This is a genomic window from Rhodococcus sp. Chr-9 (assembly GCF_000801125.1).
GTDB lineage: Bacteria > Actinomycetota > Actinomycetes > Mycobacteriales > Mycobacteriaceae > Rhodococcus > Rhodococcus pyridinivorans.
On record NZ_JTIZ01000122.1, the window covers coordinates 485003 to 501602 of the forward strand.

General features: G+C 69.6%; 18 protein-coding genes and 2 pseudogenes. 17 read left to right on the forward strand and 3 right to left on the reverse strand.

All coding sequences use genetic code 11. The annotated features are described in order from the left end of the window. From ruvX to QR64_RS21405, 6 genes and pseudogenes are all read left to right on the forward strand, one after another. On the forward strand, positions 1–519 hold the full coding sequence (ruvX, locus tag QR64_RS21380; protein ID WP_006551427.1) for a Holliday junction resolvase RuvX: 519 nt from the start codon (positions 1–3) through the stop codon (positions 517–519). Continuing rightward, the gene (gene mltG / locus QR64_RS21385; RefSeq protein WP_039587100.1) at positions 516–2396 is read left to right on the forward strand and encodes an endolytic transglycosylase MltG; all 1881 of its coding nucleotides are present in this window, start codon (positions 516–518) and stop codon (positions 2394–2396) included. Before ruvX ends, mltG begins: the two co-directional genes overlap by 4 nt. Continuing rightward, on the forward strand, positions 2386–3240 hold the full coding sequence (locus tag QR64_RS21390) for a shikimate dehydrogenase (RefSeq protein WP_039587107.1): 855 nt from the start codon (positions 2386–2388) through the stop codon (positions 3238–3240). Before mltG ends, QR64_RS21390 begins: the two co-directional genes overlap by 11 nt. Before the next feature lie 35 nt (positions 3241–3275). Next, positions 3276–3572 (forward strand): annotated as a pseudogene (locus tag QR64_RS21395) (hypothetical protein); the annotation flags it as partial. A gap of 107 nt (positions 3573–3679) precedes the next feature. Then, the gene (locus QR64_RS21400; RefSeq protein WP_039587113.1) at positions 3680–4036 is read left to right on the forward strand and encodes a YciI family protein; all 357 of its coding nucleotides are present in this window, start codon (positions 3680–3682) and stop codon (positions 4034–4036) included. Between the two features lie 13 nt (positions 4037–4049). Beyond that, entirely contained in the window at positions 4050–5297 is a 1248-nt protein-coding gene (locus QR64_RS21405; protein WP_039587115.1) for an RNA polymerase sigma factor, read from the forward strand. On the opposite strand, the gene QR64_RS21410 is transcribed toward QR64_RS21405, so the two are convergent. Beyond that, positions 5290–5573, reverse strand: a 284-nt coding sequence (locus QR64_RS21410; protein ID WP_235367263.1) for a DUF1622 domain-containing protein, incomplete at its 5' end; no start/stop codon positions are given. The genes QR64_RS21405 and QR64_RS21410 overlap by 8 nt on opposite strands. Before the next feature lie 243 nt (positions 5574–5816). On the opposite strand from QR64_RS21410, the gene QR64_RS21415 reads away from it, so the two are divergent. Genes QR64_RS21415 through aroB form a run of 4 tightly spaced genes read left to right on the forward strand, consistent with a single transcriptional unit; the run spans position 5817 to position 9359 of the window. After that, positions 5817–6446 carry a prepilin peptidase gene (locus tag QR64_RS21415; RefSeq protein WP_039587118.1) on the forward strand — a complete coding sequence of 210 codons (630 nt, stop codon included), beginning with the start codon at positions 5817–5819 and terminating at the stop codon, positions 6444–6446. A gap of 48 nt (positions 6447–6494) precedes the next feature. Beyond that, positions 6495–7682, forward strand: a complete 1188-nt coding sequence (aroC, locus tag QR64_RS21420; protein ID WP_026061033.1) for a chorismate synthase — start codon at positions 6495–6497, stop codon at positions 7680–7682. Positions 7683–7686: 4 nt separating this feature from the next. Then, positions 7687–8253, forward strand: a complete 567-nt coding sequence (locus QR64_RS21425) for a shikimate kinase (RefSeq protein WP_033096592.1) — start codon at positions 7687–7689, stop codon at positions 8251–8253. Beyond that, positions 8250–9359: a 3-dehydroquinate synthase gene (gene aroB / locus QR64_RS21430; RefSeq protein ID WP_033096593.1), complete on the forward strand. Its 1110-nt coding sequence runs from the start codon at positions 8250–8252 to the stop codon at positions 9357–9359. Before QR64_RS21425 ends, aroB begins: the two co-directional genes overlap by 4 nt. A gap of 25 nt (positions 9360–9384) precedes the next feature. Here the strand turns inward: aroB and QR64_RS21435 are convergent, their stop codons facing one another. Both QR64_RS21435 and QR64_RS21440 read right to left on the reverse strand, forming a co-directional pair. Further along, positions 9385–9987, reverse strand: a complete 603-nt coding sequence (locus tag QR64_RS21435) for a TIGR03086 family metal-binding protein (protein ID WP_039587119.1) — start codon at positions 9985–9987, stop codon at positions 9385–9387. A gap of 158 nt (positions 9988–10145) precedes the next feature. Next, a pseudogene (locus QR64_RS21440) lies at positions 10146–10605 on the reverse strand (B-4DMT family transporter); the annotation flags it as partial. A 75-nt stretch (positions 10606–10680) separates the two neighbouring features. Between QR64_RS21440 and QR64_RS21445 the strand changes: the two are divergent. The 7 genes from QR64_RS21445 (at position 10681) to QR64_RS21475 (ending at position 16508) form a co-directional block, all read left to right on the forward strand. After that, the gene (locus QR64_RS21445) at positions 10681–11778 is read left to right on the forward strand and encodes a M24 family metallopeptidase (RefSeq protein WP_039587122.1); all 1098 of its coding nucleotides are present in this window, start codon (positions 10681–10683) and stop codon (positions 11776–11778) included. A gap of 34 nt (positions 11779–11812) precedes the next feature. Next, a complete protein-coding gene (gene efp / locus QR64_RS21450; RefSeq protein ID WP_006551441.1) occupies positions 11813–12376 on the forward strand; it encodes an elongation factor P in 564 nt (187 codons plus the stop codon). After that, complete coding sequence (gene nusB, locus QR64_RS21455; protein WP_033096596.1) at positions 12377–12886, forward strand: transcription antitermination factor NusB; 510 nt, start codon at positions 12377–12379, stop codon at positions 12884–12886. It abuts the gene before it with no gap. 208 nt (positions 12887–13094) lie between these two features. Next, the gene (gene pyrR / locus QR64_RS21460) at positions 13095–13712 is read left to right on the forward strand and encodes a bifunctional pyr operon transcriptional regulator/uracil phosphoribosyltransferase PyrR (protein WP_024100783.1); all 618 of its coding nucleotides are present in this window, start codon (positions 13095–13097) and stop codon (positions 13710–13712) included. Beyond that, positions 13709–14650: an aspartate carbamoyltransferase catalytic subunit gene (locus tag QR64_RS21465; RefSeq protein WP_039587125.1), complete on the forward strand. Its 942-nt coding sequence runs from the start codon at positions 13709–13711 to the stop codon at positions 14648–14650. Before pyrR ends, QR64_RS21465 begins: the two co-directional genes overlap by 4 nt. A gap of 44 nt (positions 14651–14694) precedes the next feature. Beyond that, positions 14695–16008 (forward strand): dihydroorotase, encoded by a 1314-nt coding sequence (locus QR64_RS21470; RefSeq protein ID WP_039587389.1) that lies wholly within the window; start codon positions 14695–14697, stop codon positions 16006–16008. 8 nt (positions 16009–16016) lie between these two features. Next, positions 16017–16508, forward strand: a complete 492-nt coding sequence (locus QR64_RS21475) for a hypothetical protein (RefSeq protein WP_039587126.1) — start codon at positions 16017–16019, stop codon at positions 16506–16508. Positions 16509–16600: the final 92 nt, after the last annotated feature.

A 16600-nucleotide genomic window follows, 5' to 3' on the forward strand; every position in this document is an offset into this window, starting at 1 on the left:
GTGGCCGAACCGCTGCGCCCCGATCGTCCCGGAGTGGACGATCCCGGCCGTGGTCGCCGCATCGCAGTCGACGTCGGGAGCGTCCGGATCGGGGTCGCCTCCAGCGACCCCGACGGGATCCTCGCCACCCCGGTCGAGACGGTGCCGCGGTCCAAGGAACGCGGACCCGACGCACCCGATATCCGGCGCATCGTCGAGATCGTTAGGGAATACGAGGCTGTTGAGGTTATCGTCGGGCTGCCGCAGACACTGCGCGGTGAGCCCGGCAAGGCTGCGAAACTGGCGAGCGACTTCGCGCGTCGACTTCGCCGTGCCTTACCCGACGTTCCCGTGCGCCTGGCCGACGAACGTTTCACGACGGTCACTGCGGCGCGCGCCCTCCGCGAGAGCGGGGTGAGTGCGCGAGGTGCGCGGCCGGTCATCGACCAGGCCGCCGCCGTGGCCATCTTGCAGGGTTGGTTGGACGAGCGGAGTTCGGTAGTGAACGAGTCGGGGCGTGACGCGGGGGACAGCCGGTGAGCCGGCACGGACGACACGACGACCATTCGGAGAACGCACGGCAGGATCTGTTCGCGGATCCCTACGCCGGTGGGTACACGGAACCTCCAGTGGATCGCACCGGATCCGAGAATCCGTATCGATCCGGATCCGAGGATCCGTATCGATCAGACCCGCGTTACCGGTACGACGATCCGTACGCATCCGACCCTCGAGGTCACGATGCATACGGGCACGACCCGTACGGCAACGACTCCCACGGCCGTGATCCGTACGGCGGTGGTGGATACGAGGGCGTCCCGAGTGGGCACCCGGAGGCCCGTCGACCCGATCCCGACGATCACGAGACCACGGTCCTGAACTTCGAGCCGGGTGTATTCGATGGCCCGCCGCCCGGTCACGCCGAACAGGGTTACGGCGAGCAGGGGTACGCCGAGGAACATCAGGGGTACGTCGAGCAGGGCTATGCCGAGCAGGGCTACGGCGACGGGGGCTACGCAGGATCCGGGTACGAGTACGAGGGGTCCATCGGCGCCGATCGCGGACACGCTCCGGCCGATCACCCCGACGGGGGACATCTCGACGAAGAGTACCCGGGCGGATACTCCTACGCCGCACGCGACGCGAGCCGTGACGACGACCCCGCCGACGGCGCGGTCGCAGCGGAGGAGATTACCGCCGAGCAGCGTGCGGTCCCCCTCGCGGTCGGTGGTTCGGAACGCGCCGCACGCCGTGATCCGAAGGCGAGCGGGCGTAAGAAGCGCGGACGTGTCGTAGGCGCGCTCGCCGCCGCGGTGCTCCTGCTCGTCGTCGTGGGTGGCGGCTATCTCGCCTACGACCGGTTCCTCGGCACCGATCTTCCGCCGGACTTCACCGGACCTCCCGGACCGGCCGTCGTCGTCCAGGTCAACCCGGGCGAGACCGCCGGGGAGATCGGCAGCGAGTTCGTCGACAAGGGTGTCGTCGCGAGTTCCGCCGCCTTCTACGAAGCGGCCGTGCAGAACTCGGGGATGAATTCGCTGCAACCAGGCTTCTACCAGGTGGCCACCAACATCCCGGCTGTCGACGCCGTCGCGGCCCTCGTCGACCCGGCCAGCCGGGTCGGTGCGCTCGTGATCTCCGAGGGACGTCAGCTCCACGACATCCGCGACGTCAACACCGGTGCCGTCCGCAAGGGCATCTACACGCTCATCGCCGAGGCGAGCTGCCACGGCGATCCGGCCGCCGAGAACTGCGTCACCTACGAGGAACTCGACGCGGCCGGGGCCACCCCGGACCTGCAGGCACTCGGAGTTCCGGAATGGGCACGCGACGCGGTCGCGAACGTGCCCGACCGCAGGCGGCAGCTCGAAGGCCTCATCGCCGCGGGCAGCTGGGATTTCGATCCGACGGCCGAACCCGTCGAGATCCTGGCTCGCCTCGTGTCGGAAAGTGCTGCCAACTACGACGCGACGGGGATCACCGACGCGGCCGCACGGGTGGGGCTGACCCCGTACGAGATGCTCATCTCCGCATCGCTCGTCGAACGCGAGGCTCTGCCAGAGGATTTCGCGAAGGTCGCGCGCGTGATCCTCAACCGCCTCGACATCGACCAGATGCTCCAGTTCGATTCGACCGTCAACTACGAACTCGACGAGACCGAACTCGCGACCACCGACGCCGACCGCGCGCGGGTGACCCCCTGGAACACCTACGCCATGGTCGGTCTTCCGGCGACGCCCATCTCGTCACCGAGCATCGGTGCGCTGCAGGCGATGGAGAACCCGGAACCGGGGGAATGGATCTACTTCGTGACGATCGACGACAAGGGCACCACGCTCTTCGCGAATTCCTACGAGGAGCACCTGCAGAACACCGAACTGGCACTCGCGAGCGGGATCCTCGACAGTGGCCGCTGATCCGAACGGAGGTGTCCGGAGGGCCGCGGTCCTCGGGAAACCCATCGCGCACTCGAAGTCGCCCTTGTTGCATCTCGCGGCGTACCGGGCACTCGGGCTGACCGAGTGGACCTACGAACGCATCGAATGCACCGGTGAGCAGCTGCCGGGCCTCGTGTCCTCGCTCGGTGAGGAATGGGTGGGTCTGTCCGTCACGATGCCCGGTAAGTTCGCGGCTCTCGAGTTCGCCACCGAACGCACCGAGCGGGCCGTGAGGATCGGCTCGGCGAACACCCTCGTGCGCATCGAGAACGGGTGGCGTGCCGACTGCACCGACGTCGACGGCGTGTCCGGAGCACTGCGCTCGGCCGGCGTCGGTGATCTGTCCGGCGCGTCGGCGGTCGTCGTGGGCTCGGGTGGTACCGCGCGGCCGGCGCTCGTCGGTCTCACCGACCTCGGTGTGCGCTCGGTGACCGTGGTCGCGCGGTCCGAGCAGAAGGCCCGCGCGACGTTCGATTGTCTCGGCGACGACATCGAGGCTCGGTGGTTGTCGTTCGACGCACCCGAACTGGCCCGGGTCTGCGCCGAGGCCGGTGCGCTCGTGAGCACCGTGCCCGCACCCGCGGTAGCGCCGTACACAGAAGCTCTCGCGCAGGCGCCGTGCATCCTCGATGCAATCTACGACCCTTGGCCCACGCCGCTGGCGACAGCGGCCGAGGCACGCGGTGTCCGCGTCGTCAGCGGTCTGCACATGCTCCTGAACCAGGCCTTCGGGCAGGTCGAGCAGTTCACGGGGCTGCCCGCGCCGCGCGCGGAGATGGCGCGCGCCGTCGGGCTCGACCTGAACTCTCCGCACCCGGCCTGAGAACCCGGTACGACGGGGCGCGGCCCCACCAGGACATCGGCGTCTTCGAGGTCGACGAGGCGTTCGCTCCGGTGCCCATGGCGTGGCGGAAGGAGATCGGCGCACCCGAGGACAAGCTCAACCCCAACGGTGGTGCGATCGCTCTCGGTCACCCGCTCGGGGGTTCCGGTGCCCGCATCCTCACCGACATGATCTTCCACATGCGCCGCACTAACCTCCGGTACGGCCTGCAGACGATGTGCGAGGGCGGTGGCCAGGCCAACGCCACCATCGTCGAACTCGTCGCAGTAGGCCGCACCCGACACCGTCCGCTGTCCACCTGCGATGCCTGAGCGGGTGGGCAGCGGATTTCTCCGCGCAGGTGTCGAATCGGCGCCCTACCGTTCGTATAGAGGGTGAGAGGCCGGAGCCGCCGGCCGCCGAGGGGAAGGACCCCGCCATGGCGCAGTACCTGCTGAGCATCTACCAGCCCGACGATGAACCGCCGTCACCGGAGTTCCTCGAACCGATCATGAAGAAGGTCGCGGCGTGGCAGAACGAGATCCGGGAGGCAGGGGTCTGGGTGTTCTCCGGCGGCCTTCACCCTCCGGATACGGCGACGGTCGTGCGCACGGACGAGGGGCGCACGGCGACGACCGACGGTCCGTACATCGAGGGCAAGGAGCATCTCGGTGGCTTCGACGTCATCGACGTGCCCGACCTCGACGAGGCGCTGAGGTGGGCGCGCGGTCTTGCCGACGCCACCACACTGCCCATCGAGGTGCGGCCCCTGGCGTTCGGCTCCTGCGCCGGATGACGTGCGAAGCTCGATGACCGGGCCGTCCACCGCCGACATCGCACGTGCCTTCCGTGAGGAATACGGCAGGGCGATCGCCGTGCTCACCCGCGTCCTCGGCGACCTCGACGCCGCCGAGGACGCGGTGCAGGACGCCTTCTCGATCGCCGTCGAACGGTGGCCCGGGGAGGGGATCCCGCCGAGCCCGGCCGGGTGGATCATCACCACCGCCCGTCGCCGGGCGATCGACAGGGCACGGCGGGAGGCCGCACGTCCGGTCAAGCACGCCGAGGCGGACCTGCTCTACCCGACATCCGACGACGCGTTCGACTCCGGAGCGGTCGTCCCGCCCGAGATCCCCGACGATCGCCTCCGTCTGATCTTCACCTGTTGTCACCCGGCGCTCGCGCCTGCGTCGCGGGTCGCGCTGACACTGCGGCTGCTCGGCGGGCTGACCACCGCGCAGATCGCCCGAGCCTTCCTCGTGCCGGAAACGACTATGGGGCAACGGATCTCCCGAGCCAAGGGGAAGGTCCGCGACGCGCGCATCCCGTTCCGCATCCCGTCCCCGGACGAGTTTCCCGAACGTCTCGACGCGGTGCGTTCCGTGCTTTATCTCGTGTACACGGAGGGCCACACGACGAGCGCCGGACCCGAACTCGTCGACACGGATCTGTGTTCGGAGGCGGCGCGGCTGGCCCGCTTGCTGGCAGGGCTCGTTCCCGACGATCCCGAGACCACGGGACTTCTCGCCCTGATGCTCCTCGGCGAATCCCGGCGCTCGGCGCGTACGGGACCCGGCGGCGAACTCGTCCTGCTCGCAGACCAGGACCGCTCGCGGTGGGACCGCGCGCTGATCGACGAAGGACAGGCGCTCGTGCGGCGCACCCTGCGCTGGAACAGGCCGGGGCCCTACCAGATCCAGGCCGCGATCGCCGCGGTGCACGCCGACGCGCCCACCTTCGAGGACACCGATTGGGCGCAGATCGTCGCGCTCTACGACCTGCTGATGGCCGCGGATCCCACACCGGTCGTCGCGTTGCACCGGGCCGTCGCACTCGCCGAAGTGGAGGGTCCCGCAGCGGCTCTCGGGATCGTCGACCGCCTCGAGCTCGAGCGGTACCACGTCTTCCACGCCGTCCGGGCCGACCTGCTCGCCCGCCTCGGCCGGATCACCGAGGCGAGCGAGGCGTACACCACCGCCGCGGCGCGCACGGAGAACGCGGTCGAACGCGCACATCTCCTGCGTCGCCGCGACGACCTGCGGGACGCGCTCAGGTAGCCGGTGTCGTGCCGGTCGTCGTCTCGGCCTCGGGAACCGAACGCTGCCACGGCCACCGGCCGTCGATCTCCAGCTGCAGCGACCAACTCAGGAAGGTACGGATGAGCACGATGACCGCCAGCACACCCACCGACGTGAAGGTCGGCGTGACGGCGACGGTCTTGATGATGTCGGCGGCGACCAGGAATTCGAGGCCGAGCAGGATCGACCGGCCGAGATTGCGCCGGTACGGCTCGTAGATCTCCGAACCCGGCCCGCGCCGCCGCGCGGTCGCCGNCGTCGCCGCCACTGCGCCGATCACCATGACGCCGACTCCGACGACGTCGATGGCCGTGCCCACGTGTTCGAGCAGCGACGAAATCTCCATTCGACCAGAACCTTCCGACCGGAACCGACAGACTCCGGCAATCCTCGCAGGACGATCGCCGCACCGTGCGGCTTTGTCCACAGGAGGTGCGCCTGTCCACAGGACCGGGCCGGACACCGCGCGAACACCCTGCCGACGTGTGCGGATGGGGGATGCTCCGGGTCGTGGCAGGGGAGACGGTGGGTGGGCTCGCGATGGTGGTCCTCGGCGTGGGCGTGGGAGCGATCGTGCGCGTGGTGGCGGAAAGAACGGCCGGTCGTCGGCCGCCCCCGGGTTCGTGCGAGGCGGCATGCGCGGCAGCCGCACTCGTCGCGGTCTCGATCACCACGGGCGCCGCGGTCGTCGGAGCAGCGATGTTCGGATGGTGGTGCGTGTGCCTGAGCACCGTGGACCTGCTCGTGCGGCGTCTGCCGAACGTGCTGACGCTCGGGGGAGCGGGCACGATCCTCGGCGTGGCCGCGGCGACGGGGCACGGCCGGGCGGCGTTCGCCGGTGCACTTCTGCTCGCGGCACCGTTGTTGATCACCCACCTCGCGGTACCGCGATCGGTGGGTGCGGGCGACGTCAAACTCGCCCTCGGACTCGGTGCCGTCACCGGACTCGCCGGCCCCTCGGCGGTGCTCCTCGGTGCACTGCTCCCACCCGTCCTCACCGCAGGTGCGGCCCTGATTCTGCGACTCCGGGAGGCCCGCTGCGGGGGTGTGCGTGCCGCTCCGCGCGTGCTTCCGCACGGACCGTCGATGTGCGCCGCCGCGGCACTGGCGGCGATCTCGACGGGTTGACCAGGGGCGGCATGTCGAGTCGGCGGACGAACATGGAAGGATGGACCTGTGCTGCGTTGGATAACTGCTGGAGAATCCCATGGTCCCGCCCTCGTCGCGATGCTCGAGGGGATGGTCGCCGGAGTCGAGGTGACGTCGAACGACATCTCGGAGCAACTTGCGCGACGGCGACTGGGCTACGGCCGCGGCGCACGCATGAAGTTCGAGGCCGACAAGGTCACCGTGATCGGTGGCGTCCGGCACGGACGCACCCTGGGCGGCCCGATCGCGATCGAGATCGGCAACACCGAATGGCCCAAGTGGGAAACCATCATGGCCGCCGACCCGGTCGATGCCGAACTACTCGAAGGCCAGGCGCGCAACGCGCCGCTGACCCGTCCCCGCCCCGGCCACGCCGACTTCGCGGGCATGCTCAAGTACGGCTTCGACGACGCGCGTCCCGTCCTCGAGCGCGCCAGCGCCCGGGAGACCGCAGCACGCGTGGCGGCCGGCACCGTCGCCCGGAACTTCCTGCGCCAGGCGTTCGGCGCCGAGGTCGTCTCGCACGTCATCTCCATCGGCGCATCCGATCCCTATGTCGGCCCCGAACCCGGTGCCGACGATCTCGCCGCGATCGACGCGAGCCCCGTGCGCGCCTACGACAAGGCCGCCGAGGAATCCATGATCGCCGAGATCGAGGCCGCGAAGCGCGACGGCGACACCCTCGGCGGCATCGTCGAGGTCGTGGTGCACGGGCTGCCCGTGGGCCTCGGTTCGTTCGTCAGCGGTGCCGATCGCCTCGACGCGCGACTGGCCGCGGCCCTCATGGGAATCCAGGCCATCAAGGGTGTCGAGGTCGGCGACGGTTTCGAGACCGCGCGCCGACGCGGCAGCGCCGCCCACGACGAGATGAAGCCCGGTCCCGACGGTGTGCTCCGCTCGAGCAACCGTGCCGGTGGCATCGAAGGCGGCATGACCAATGGTGAGGCCCTGCGCGTGCGGGCGGCGATGAAGCCGATCTCGACCGTGCCGCGCGCCCTGTCGACGGTCGACATGACCACCGGCGACGAGGCCGTCGCGATCCACCAGCGTTCCGACGTGTGCGCGGTGCCCGCAGCGGGTGTCGTCGCCGAGGCGATGGTCGCCCTCGTCGTCGCGCAGGCCGCCCTCGAGAAGTTCGGTGGCGACTCGCTCGCCGAGACCGTGAGCAACATCGACCACTACCTGAAGGGCATCGCGGCGCGGCCGCCGCGGTGATCTCATGTCGCCTCGCGTGGTACTCATCGGCCCGCCGGGAGCGGGCAAGTCGACGATCGGTCGTCGGGTCGCGAATGCACTCGACCTGCCGTTGCTCGACACCGACGCCGAGATCGAGCGTGTGACCGGCCGGACCATCCCCGAGATCTTCTCCCAGGACGGCGAACCGGCCTTCCGGGAGGTCGAGGAGGAGGTCGTCGCGCGCGCCCTCGACACCCACGACGGTGTGGTGTCCCTGGGCGGGGGAGCGATCCTCTCGGAGCGCACCCGCGCGCGACTGGCCGGACACACCGTCGTCTATCTCGAGATCAGCGTGGCGGAAGGACTGCGTCGCACCGGCGCGGTCGGCGCCGCCGGAACCAGGCCGTTGCTGGCCGGCGGTGATCCGGCCCAGAAGTACCGCGACCTCATGCGTCGCCGCCGCCCGCTGTACCGCCAGGCGGCGACCATCCGGGTGCGCACCGACGGCCGCAGCCCCGGGCGGGTCGTCCAGCAGGTGCTCGCCAAACTCGAAGCGGCGGACGCCGCGACCAGCCAGACCATCAGCGAGGATCGGAGCCCCACACCGTGACCGAACCGGTACGCATCGACGTCGAGACCGCCCAGCCTTATCCGGTGATCATCGGCCGGGGACTGCTCGGCGACGTCGTCGAAGAACTGTCCGGCACGCGGACCGTCGCGATCTTCCACCAGCCGACGCTCACCGCGACGGCCGAGGCCGTGCGGGAGGCGCTCGCCGAGAGCGGCATCGACGCCCACCGCATCGAGATCCCCGACGCCGAGGACGGCAAGGAACTGGCCGTCGCCGGATTCTGCTGGGAGGTGCTCGGCCGCATCGGCCTGACCCGTTCGGACGCCGTCATCAGCCTCGGCGGCGGTGCCGCCACCGACCTCGCAGGCTTCGTGGCCGCGACGTGGATGCGCGGCGTGCGGGTTTACCACATTCCCACCACGCTGTTGGCGATGGTCGACGCCGCGGTGGGCGGCAAGACCGGCATCAACACCGAGGCGGGCAAGAACCTCGTCGGTTCGTTCCACGAGCCCTCGGCGGTCTTCGTCGACCTCGCGACCCTCGAGACGGTGCCGCGCAACGAGATCGTGGCCGGACTCGCCGAGGTGATCAAGACCGGCTTCATCGCCGATCCGGTGATCCTCGACCTGATCGAGGAGAACCCCGAGGCCGCGCTCGATCCCGCCGGGACGGTGCTGCCCGAGCTGATCCGTCGATCGGTCGAGGTCAAGGCGAAGGTGGTCGCGGCCGACCTCAAGGAGTCGAGCCTGCGCGAGATCCTCAACTACGGCCACACCCTCGGCCACGCCATCGAGCGCCGCGAGCGGTACCGCTGGCGGCACGGCGCCGCCGTATCGGTGGGCCTGGTCTTCGCTGCCGAACTCGGCCGGCTCGCCGGGCGTCTCGACGACGCCACCGCCGACCGGCACCGCGCGATCCTCGAATCCGTCGGCCTGCCCACCACCTACGATCCCGATGCCTTCGCCGACCTGCTCAAGGGCATGCAGACCGACAAGAAGAACCGCGCCGGCATGCTCCGGTTCGTCGTCCTCGACGGGCTCGCGAAGCCCGGCAGGCTCGAAGGACCCGACCCGACCCTGCTCGCGGCGGCCTACTCCGAGGTCGCGCGCCAGGGCAAGGCCGACGCGGGAACCGTACTGCTCTGACCGCCGCCTGGTCGACCGCCTGGTTCTATGCGGGCGGTCTCCACGACGGGTCGCGCCCGGTGAGTCCGATCAGGCGTTCCAGCGGCGGGGCGTCGTCGCCCACCCGCACGGCCGGACCGAACAGCCCGCCCCCGTCGGCGACGCGTTCCTCGTCGGTGATGCTCTCCGCGAATGCGGTACACGCGGCGATCTCGTCGGGCTCGCAGGAGTACTGCTGTCCCGTGGCCACGGCGAGATCCCAGCCGTGCACGACGAGTTCGTCGAGCGTGACGAGTCCGGCGACCGGCGCGGGCAGGTCGAGGCCGCCTGCGCGCGTCATGCCGTCCCAGGCCGCGCGATCGCTCCACGCTCCGCGGAGGTCGCCGAGCCGGTCGGGAACGAGACGCCGCCAGTCCGGCGGCAGTTCGCTCGTGAGTTGCGGGGGAGTGTCGGTGAACGGGCCGATGTCCTTGCGGGCCGCGGCCGTGAACGCGAGCGACAGGCCCAGCACGTGATCGACGAGTGCACCGACGGAGGTCTCGGAACACGGTGTGGGCCCCGACAACTGTGCGTCGTCGATTCCCGTCAGGATGCGCTCCATGCGGCGGGTCGCCGGAGTCAGGTCGAGCGTCTCGGTGGTGTCGGTCATGGTCGGCTCCTCGAGGTCGGCTACCTCTACTGACCGTCACAACCCGGAAAACTGAGCACCCGCCCCCGATGTGCGGGGTCGGGTGGTCTCACTGCTGTGGTTTCGCTACTCGGGTCTCACTGTTTCGGATCGATCCTCGGGAACACCTCGGTGGGCGNGGTGGACGGACCAGTCGTCGTCGCGGGCGGCCTTGCGCTCGTTCCGGCGCGCGAAGAACCGGCCCAGCGTCACCGCCGCCATCGCCGGCAGGAACACCAGGAGCACGGTGAACGCGGCACCGGAAGTGATCTCGAAGAACAGGGACGTCACGCCCACCGGGATCGGGGTGACGGTGTCGACGAGCCAGGTGAGGACCCCGCCGACCAGGCCGGTGACCGCACCGGCGGCGAGCCACCGCATCGTCAGGTCGTCGCCCTCGTCGGGTTCGGGATGGGCGCGGTGGTCGCGGATGCCGTCGAGCCCGGCCCAGACGAACGCTGCGACGACCACCACGGCGAAGCCCAGCCAGCGCAGTACCGATCCCTGCAACGGCCACTGGATGAGAGCGGCACCGAGCAGGACGCGCACGACCACGTGGACCAGGGCGAGCCCGAGTCCGCGGAGCAACCAGGGTTTCATGTACCTCAGCGTAACGGGTGGCGAAGCCGACAGTGTGTTCCGTCCCACAGCTGTGATCGCGGTAGGTTGAGCGATATGTCTGCCGACCACGCCTCCCGCCGTCGAGCGCTGCGTGCGCTGCTCGCCGAACGCGAACTCGATGCGCTGCTGGTGACCGATCTGACCTGTATCCGGTACCTCACGGGCTTCACGGGATCCAACGCGGCGCTGATCGTCTCCACCGAGGACGACGAGGACGAGACACGCACCGTCGTCTGCACCGACGGCCGCTACGTCACGCAGGTGGGGGAGCAGGTCCCGGACCTGCGGGCCGTGATCGCCCGGTCGTCGGCCGCGCACCTCGTCACCGAGTTCGGAACAGGTTCTGCGCGTTGGGGATTCGAGAGTCACGTCGTCACGGTCGACGAACGGTCGCGGTGGGACGAGCTCGGCGTGTCCGTCCGCTTCGTTCCCGCTCCCGGGCTCGTCGAACAACTGCGGGCCGTGAAGGACGAACACGAGATCGGCCTGTTGCGCGAGGCGTGCGGTGCGGCCGATCGCGCACTGGCGGACCTGATCGCGGCGGGCGGTCTGCGTCCCGGTCGAACCGAGAAGGAGGTCGCCCGCGACCTCGAATGGCGCATGTTCGAGCACGGCGCCGACGGCATCTCCTTCGAGACGATCGTCGCCGCCGGCGCCAATTCGGCGATCCCGCACCATCGCCCGACCGGCGCGATCCTCGCGGAGGGCGACTTCGTGAAGCTCGACTTCGGGGCGCAGATCGGCGGCTACCACTCCGACATGACGCGCACCTACGTGCTGAGCCGTGTCGCGGACTGGCAGCGCGACCTGTACGAGCTGGTCCTGCGCGCGCAGCAGGCCGGACGCGAAGCGCTCGCGCCCGGTGTCGACTGCGCCGCGGTGGACGCCGCCGCGCGCACCGTGATCGCCGAGGCCGGCTACGCCGACCTGTTCCTGCACGGGCTCGGCCACGGAGTCGGCCTCGAGATCCACGAAGCGCCCGGAATCGGCGCCGCGGCGACCGGTACACTTGTCGCCGGTGCGGCGGTGACCGTCGAGCCGGGTGTGTACTTCTCGGGGCGCGGAGGCGTGCGGATCGAAGACACGCTCGTGGTGCGGGAGCATACTCCGGAGTTGCTCACGCTCACCGACAAGACATTGACCGTCGTTTGAGGGCGGTTCCTCGACCCTAGGAGACACGAACCAAGTGGCTGATACCAGTGACTTCAAGAACGGCCTCGTTCTGAAAATCGACGGACAGCTCTGGCAGATCATCGAGTTCCAGCACGTCAAGCCGGGCAAGGGCCCCGCTTTCGTGCGCACGAAGCTCAAGAATGTGACGTCGGGCAAGACCGTCGACAAGACCTGGAATGCCGGTGTCAAGGTCGAGACCGCCACCGTCGATCGCCGCGACATGACCTACCTCTACAACGACGGCACCGACTACGTCTTCATGGACGGCGAGACCTACGACCAGATCACCATCTCGCCCGAGCTGCTCGGCGACAGCGCCAACTTCCTCCTCGAGAACATGCCCGTGCAGGTCGCCACGCACGAGGACGTCCCGCTGTTCGTCGAGCTCCCGGTCACGGTCGAACTCGTCGTCCAGCACACCGATCCGGGCCTGCAGGGCGACCGCTCCACCGGCGGCACCAAGCCCGCGACCCTCGAGACCGGCGCCGAGATCCAGGTCCCGCTGTTCATCAACACCGGCGACAAGCTCAAAGTCGATTCCCGCGACGGCAGCTACCTCGGGCGAGTGAATTCCTGAGTGTCCGGTAACCAGAAGAAGCTCGGGGCCCGCCACAAGGCCCGCAAGCGCGCCGTGGACCTGCTCTTCGAGGCGGAGGCCCGTGACGTGCACCCCGTCGACCTCGCTGCCGATCGCGTCGAACTCGCGATCGACGACGATCAGGTCGCGCCGGTGCCGGCATACGCGCAGACCATCATCCGCGGTGTCGCCGACAACCTCGACGAGACCGACCGGGTGATCGCCGATCACCTGCACGAATGGACGCTGGACCGCCTTCCCGCCGTCGACCGCGCGATCCTGCGCATCGCGGTGTGGGAGCTCTTCCACGCGACCGACGTGCCGCCGGTGGTGGCCGTCGACGAGGCGGTCGAGCTGGCGAAGCAGCTGTCCACCGACGATTCGCCGGCCTTCGTCAACGGGGTGCTCGGTCAGATCGTCACTGTCGCCGACCAGGTGCGTGCAGCAGCCGCTGCCACCCTCGTCCGGCCGGCGCAGGAGTCGCAGGACCAGGGCTCGGACGAGTCCTGAGTTCGTCACCCTTCTCGGGTGAGCGACGACACGAGGCACCGTGAGCGGGCCCGGTGGGAGTCTTCCCGCCGGGCCCGCTCACGCATCCGGGCGTGTGTTGCGCTTCACCCGTCATCGGTGCCGGGGCGGACGTCGACGCTGATAGGCTCGACAACTGTCAGGCATCCTTTAACGATCCGTCCAGTGAGGCGGAGAAGGAGGTCGCTGCATGGCCGTGTCCGAGGACGGGTCCACAGCTTCTACCCCCACTACGTCTTCCGGTACCGGCGTGCCGGCGCGTGAGCTGCTCTCCGCTGCCGACGTCCACCGGACGATCTCGCGCATCGCGCACCAGATCATCGAGAAGACCGCTCTCGACACCCCCGAGGACGCGCCGCGTGTCGTGCTCCTGGGCATCCCCACCCGCGGGATCACCCTCGCCCAGCGCCTCGCCGACCGCATCGAGGAATTCGCAGGTGTGCGTGTCCCGGTCGGCTCGCTCGACATCACGCTCTACCGCGACGATCTCCGCACGAAGCCGCACCGCCCGCTGGAGCGCACCTCGGTGCCCGAGGGCGGCGTCGACAACACCCTCGTCGTCCTCGTCGACGACGTCCTGTTCTCGGGACGCTCCGTCCGCGCCGCGCTCGACGCCCTGCGCGATCTCGGACGACCCCGCGCCGTGCAACTTGCGGTCCTCGTCGACCGCGGCCACCGCGAACTGCCGCTGCGGGCCGACTACGTCGGCAAGAACGTCCCCACCGCGCGCAGCGAGGACGTCCGCGTACTGCTGACCGAACACGACGGGCGCGACGCCGTCGAGATCTCCGGAGGCAAGTCCCAGTGAAACACCTGCTCACCATCGCGGATCTGACGAAGGACTCCGCGACGGGGCTTCTCGATGAGGCCGAGCGGTTCGAGCAGGCACTGCTCGGGCGTGAGGTGCGCAAACTCCCCACACTGCGCGGCCGCACCATCATGACCGTCTTCTACGAGAACTCCACCCGCACCCGCGTGTCCTTCGAGGTCGCCGGCAAGTGGATGAGCGCCGACGTCATCAACGTCTCGGCGTCCAGTTCGTCGGTGAAGAAGGGCGAATCGCTGCGCGACACCGCGCTGACCCTGCACGCCGCCGGCGCCGACGCGCTGGTGGTCCGTCACTCCGCCTCCGGTGCCGCGTACCGGATCGCGCAGTGGACCAACGAATCCGGCTCCGGACCGGCCGTCGTCAACGCCGGTGACGGCACCCACGAACATCCCACCCAGGCATTGCTCGACGCGCTCACCCTGCGCCAGCGTCTCGGTTCGCTCGAAGGCCGCCGGATCGGCATCGTCGGCGACGTGCTGCACAGCCGTGTCGCCCGGTCGAACGCGCTGCTGCTGAGCATGCTCGGCGCCGAGGTCGTACTCGTCGCTCCCCGCACCCTGCTGCCGGTGGGGGTGGAGACCTGGCCGGTGACGGTCGCCGATTCGCTCGAAGCCGAACTTCCCACCCTCGACGCGGTCATGATGCTGCGGGTGCAGGCCGAGCGCATGAACGGCGGGTTCTTCCCGTCCGCCCGCGAGTACTCGATCCGATACGGACTCAACGCCAAGCGCGCGGCGTTGCTGCCGGAGCACGCCGTGATCCTGCATCCCGGCCCGATGCTCCGCGGCATGGAGATCGGCTTCCCCGTCGCCGACGCCCCGCAGAGCGCTGTGCTGCAGCAGGTGAGCAACGGTGTCCACGTGCGGATGGCGGTGCTCTTCCGCCTGCTCGTGGGCACGGAAGGGAACCTGTCGTGACCCACACTTCCCACCCGGGAGACACAGGAACAGGAGTGACACAGGTGACGCCGCAGGTGCTCATCCGCAACGTCCGCCTCTACGGCGAGGGCGACCCGGTCGACGTGCTGCTCGGCGACGAGCAGATCCTCGCGATCGGCGCCGACCTCGAGGCCGACGCCGACGCGGAGATCGTCGACGGTACCGGACAGATCGTGCTCCCGGGCTTCGTCGACCTGCACACGCACCTGCGTGAACCGGGCCGCGAGGACACCGAGACCGTCGACTCGGGCTCGGCCGCCGCGGCGCGCGGCGGGTACACCGCGGTGTTCGCGATGGCCAACACCGATCCGGTCGCCGACTCGGTGGTCGTCACCGATCACGTGTGGCGCCGCGGCCGCGAGGTCGGGCTCGTCGACGTCCACCCCGTGGGTGCGGTCACCGTCGGACTCGAGGGCAAGCAGCTCGCCGAGATGGGCACGATGGCCGCCGGTGTCGGTGGCGTGCGGATGTTCTCCGACGACGGCAAGTGCGTCTACGACCCGCTGCTCATGCGTCGCGCGCTCGAGTACTCGGCCTCGCTCGGTGTCCTGATCGCCCAGCACGCCGAGGAGCCGCGGCTGACCGTCGGTGCCGTCGCGCACGAAGGACCGACCGCGGCGCGTCTCGGCCTCACCGGCTGGCCCCGTGCCGCCGAGGAGTCCATCGTCGCCCGCGACGCGCTGCTCGCCCGCGACGCCGGAGCGCGCGTGCACATCTGCCACGCGTCGACGGCCGGCACCGTCGAGCTCGTCCGGTGGGCACGCTCGCAGGGCATCTCGATCAGCGCCGAGGTCACGCCGCACCACCTGCTCCTCGACGACTCGCGTCTCGAGAGCTACGACGGCATCAACCGGGTCAATCCGCCGCTGCGCGAGAGATCCGACGTCGAAGCACTGCGCCGCGGCCTCGCGGACGGGACCATCGACTGTGTGGCCACCGACCACGCCCCGCACGCCGAACAGGACAAGTGCTGCGAGTTCTCACAGGCACGTCCGGGAATGCTCGGACTCGAGACGGCGTTGTCCGTCGTGATCGAGACGATGGTCCGGCCTGGCCTGCTGGACTGGCGCGGCGTCGCGAAGGTCATGAGCGAGCGTCCCGCGGAGATCGTGGGCCTCGACGACCAGGGCAGGCCGCTCGAGGTGGGCGAACCCGCGAACATCGTGCTCGTCGACCCGGATACCGAGTGGACGGTGCACGGTCCCGACCTCGCGAGCATCTCCCACAACACGCCCTACGAGGACATGACCCTGCCGGGCCGGGTCACCACCACCGTGTTGCGCGGACGGATCACCGCCCGCGACGGTGCGGTGTTCCCGCGCTCGACCGAAAGGTAGGAACCGACATGGATCGCTTTCTCATCACCGTCGGTTTCCTCGCGCTCTGGGTGGTGCTCGTCCTGCTGATGTGGAAGGGCTGGAAGGGACGCGCCCGACGCCAGCGGGATGCGGTCGGCGAACTGCCGACCGTGCCCGCGGAGCTGGGGGAGCGGCTCGTCGAGCCGAGCACGGGCCTGTACGTCGGCAGCACCCTCGCGCCGAGCTGGCAGGACCGCGTCGCGGTCGGCGACCTCGGACACCGCGCGAACGCGGAACTGTCGCGCTACCGATCCGGTGCGCTGCTCGAACGCGACGGTGCATCCCCGATCTGGATCCCGCAGGACTCGATCCGTGCGATCCGCACCGAGCGCGGGCTGGCCGGCAAGGTCATGTCCCAGGACGGGGTGCTGGTCATCCGCTGGGAGCTGCCCTCGGGGACCGAGATCGACACGGGCTTCCGCGGAGACGACAAGTCGATCTACCCGCTCTGGACGAACGGGAACGACGAAAAATCTTGAGACGGTGACGATCACAACGACGATGACGATCACGACGAACAACACGACGATCACGACACGCGAGATCTCAGCCCGTGCGGCCGGCTCTGGTG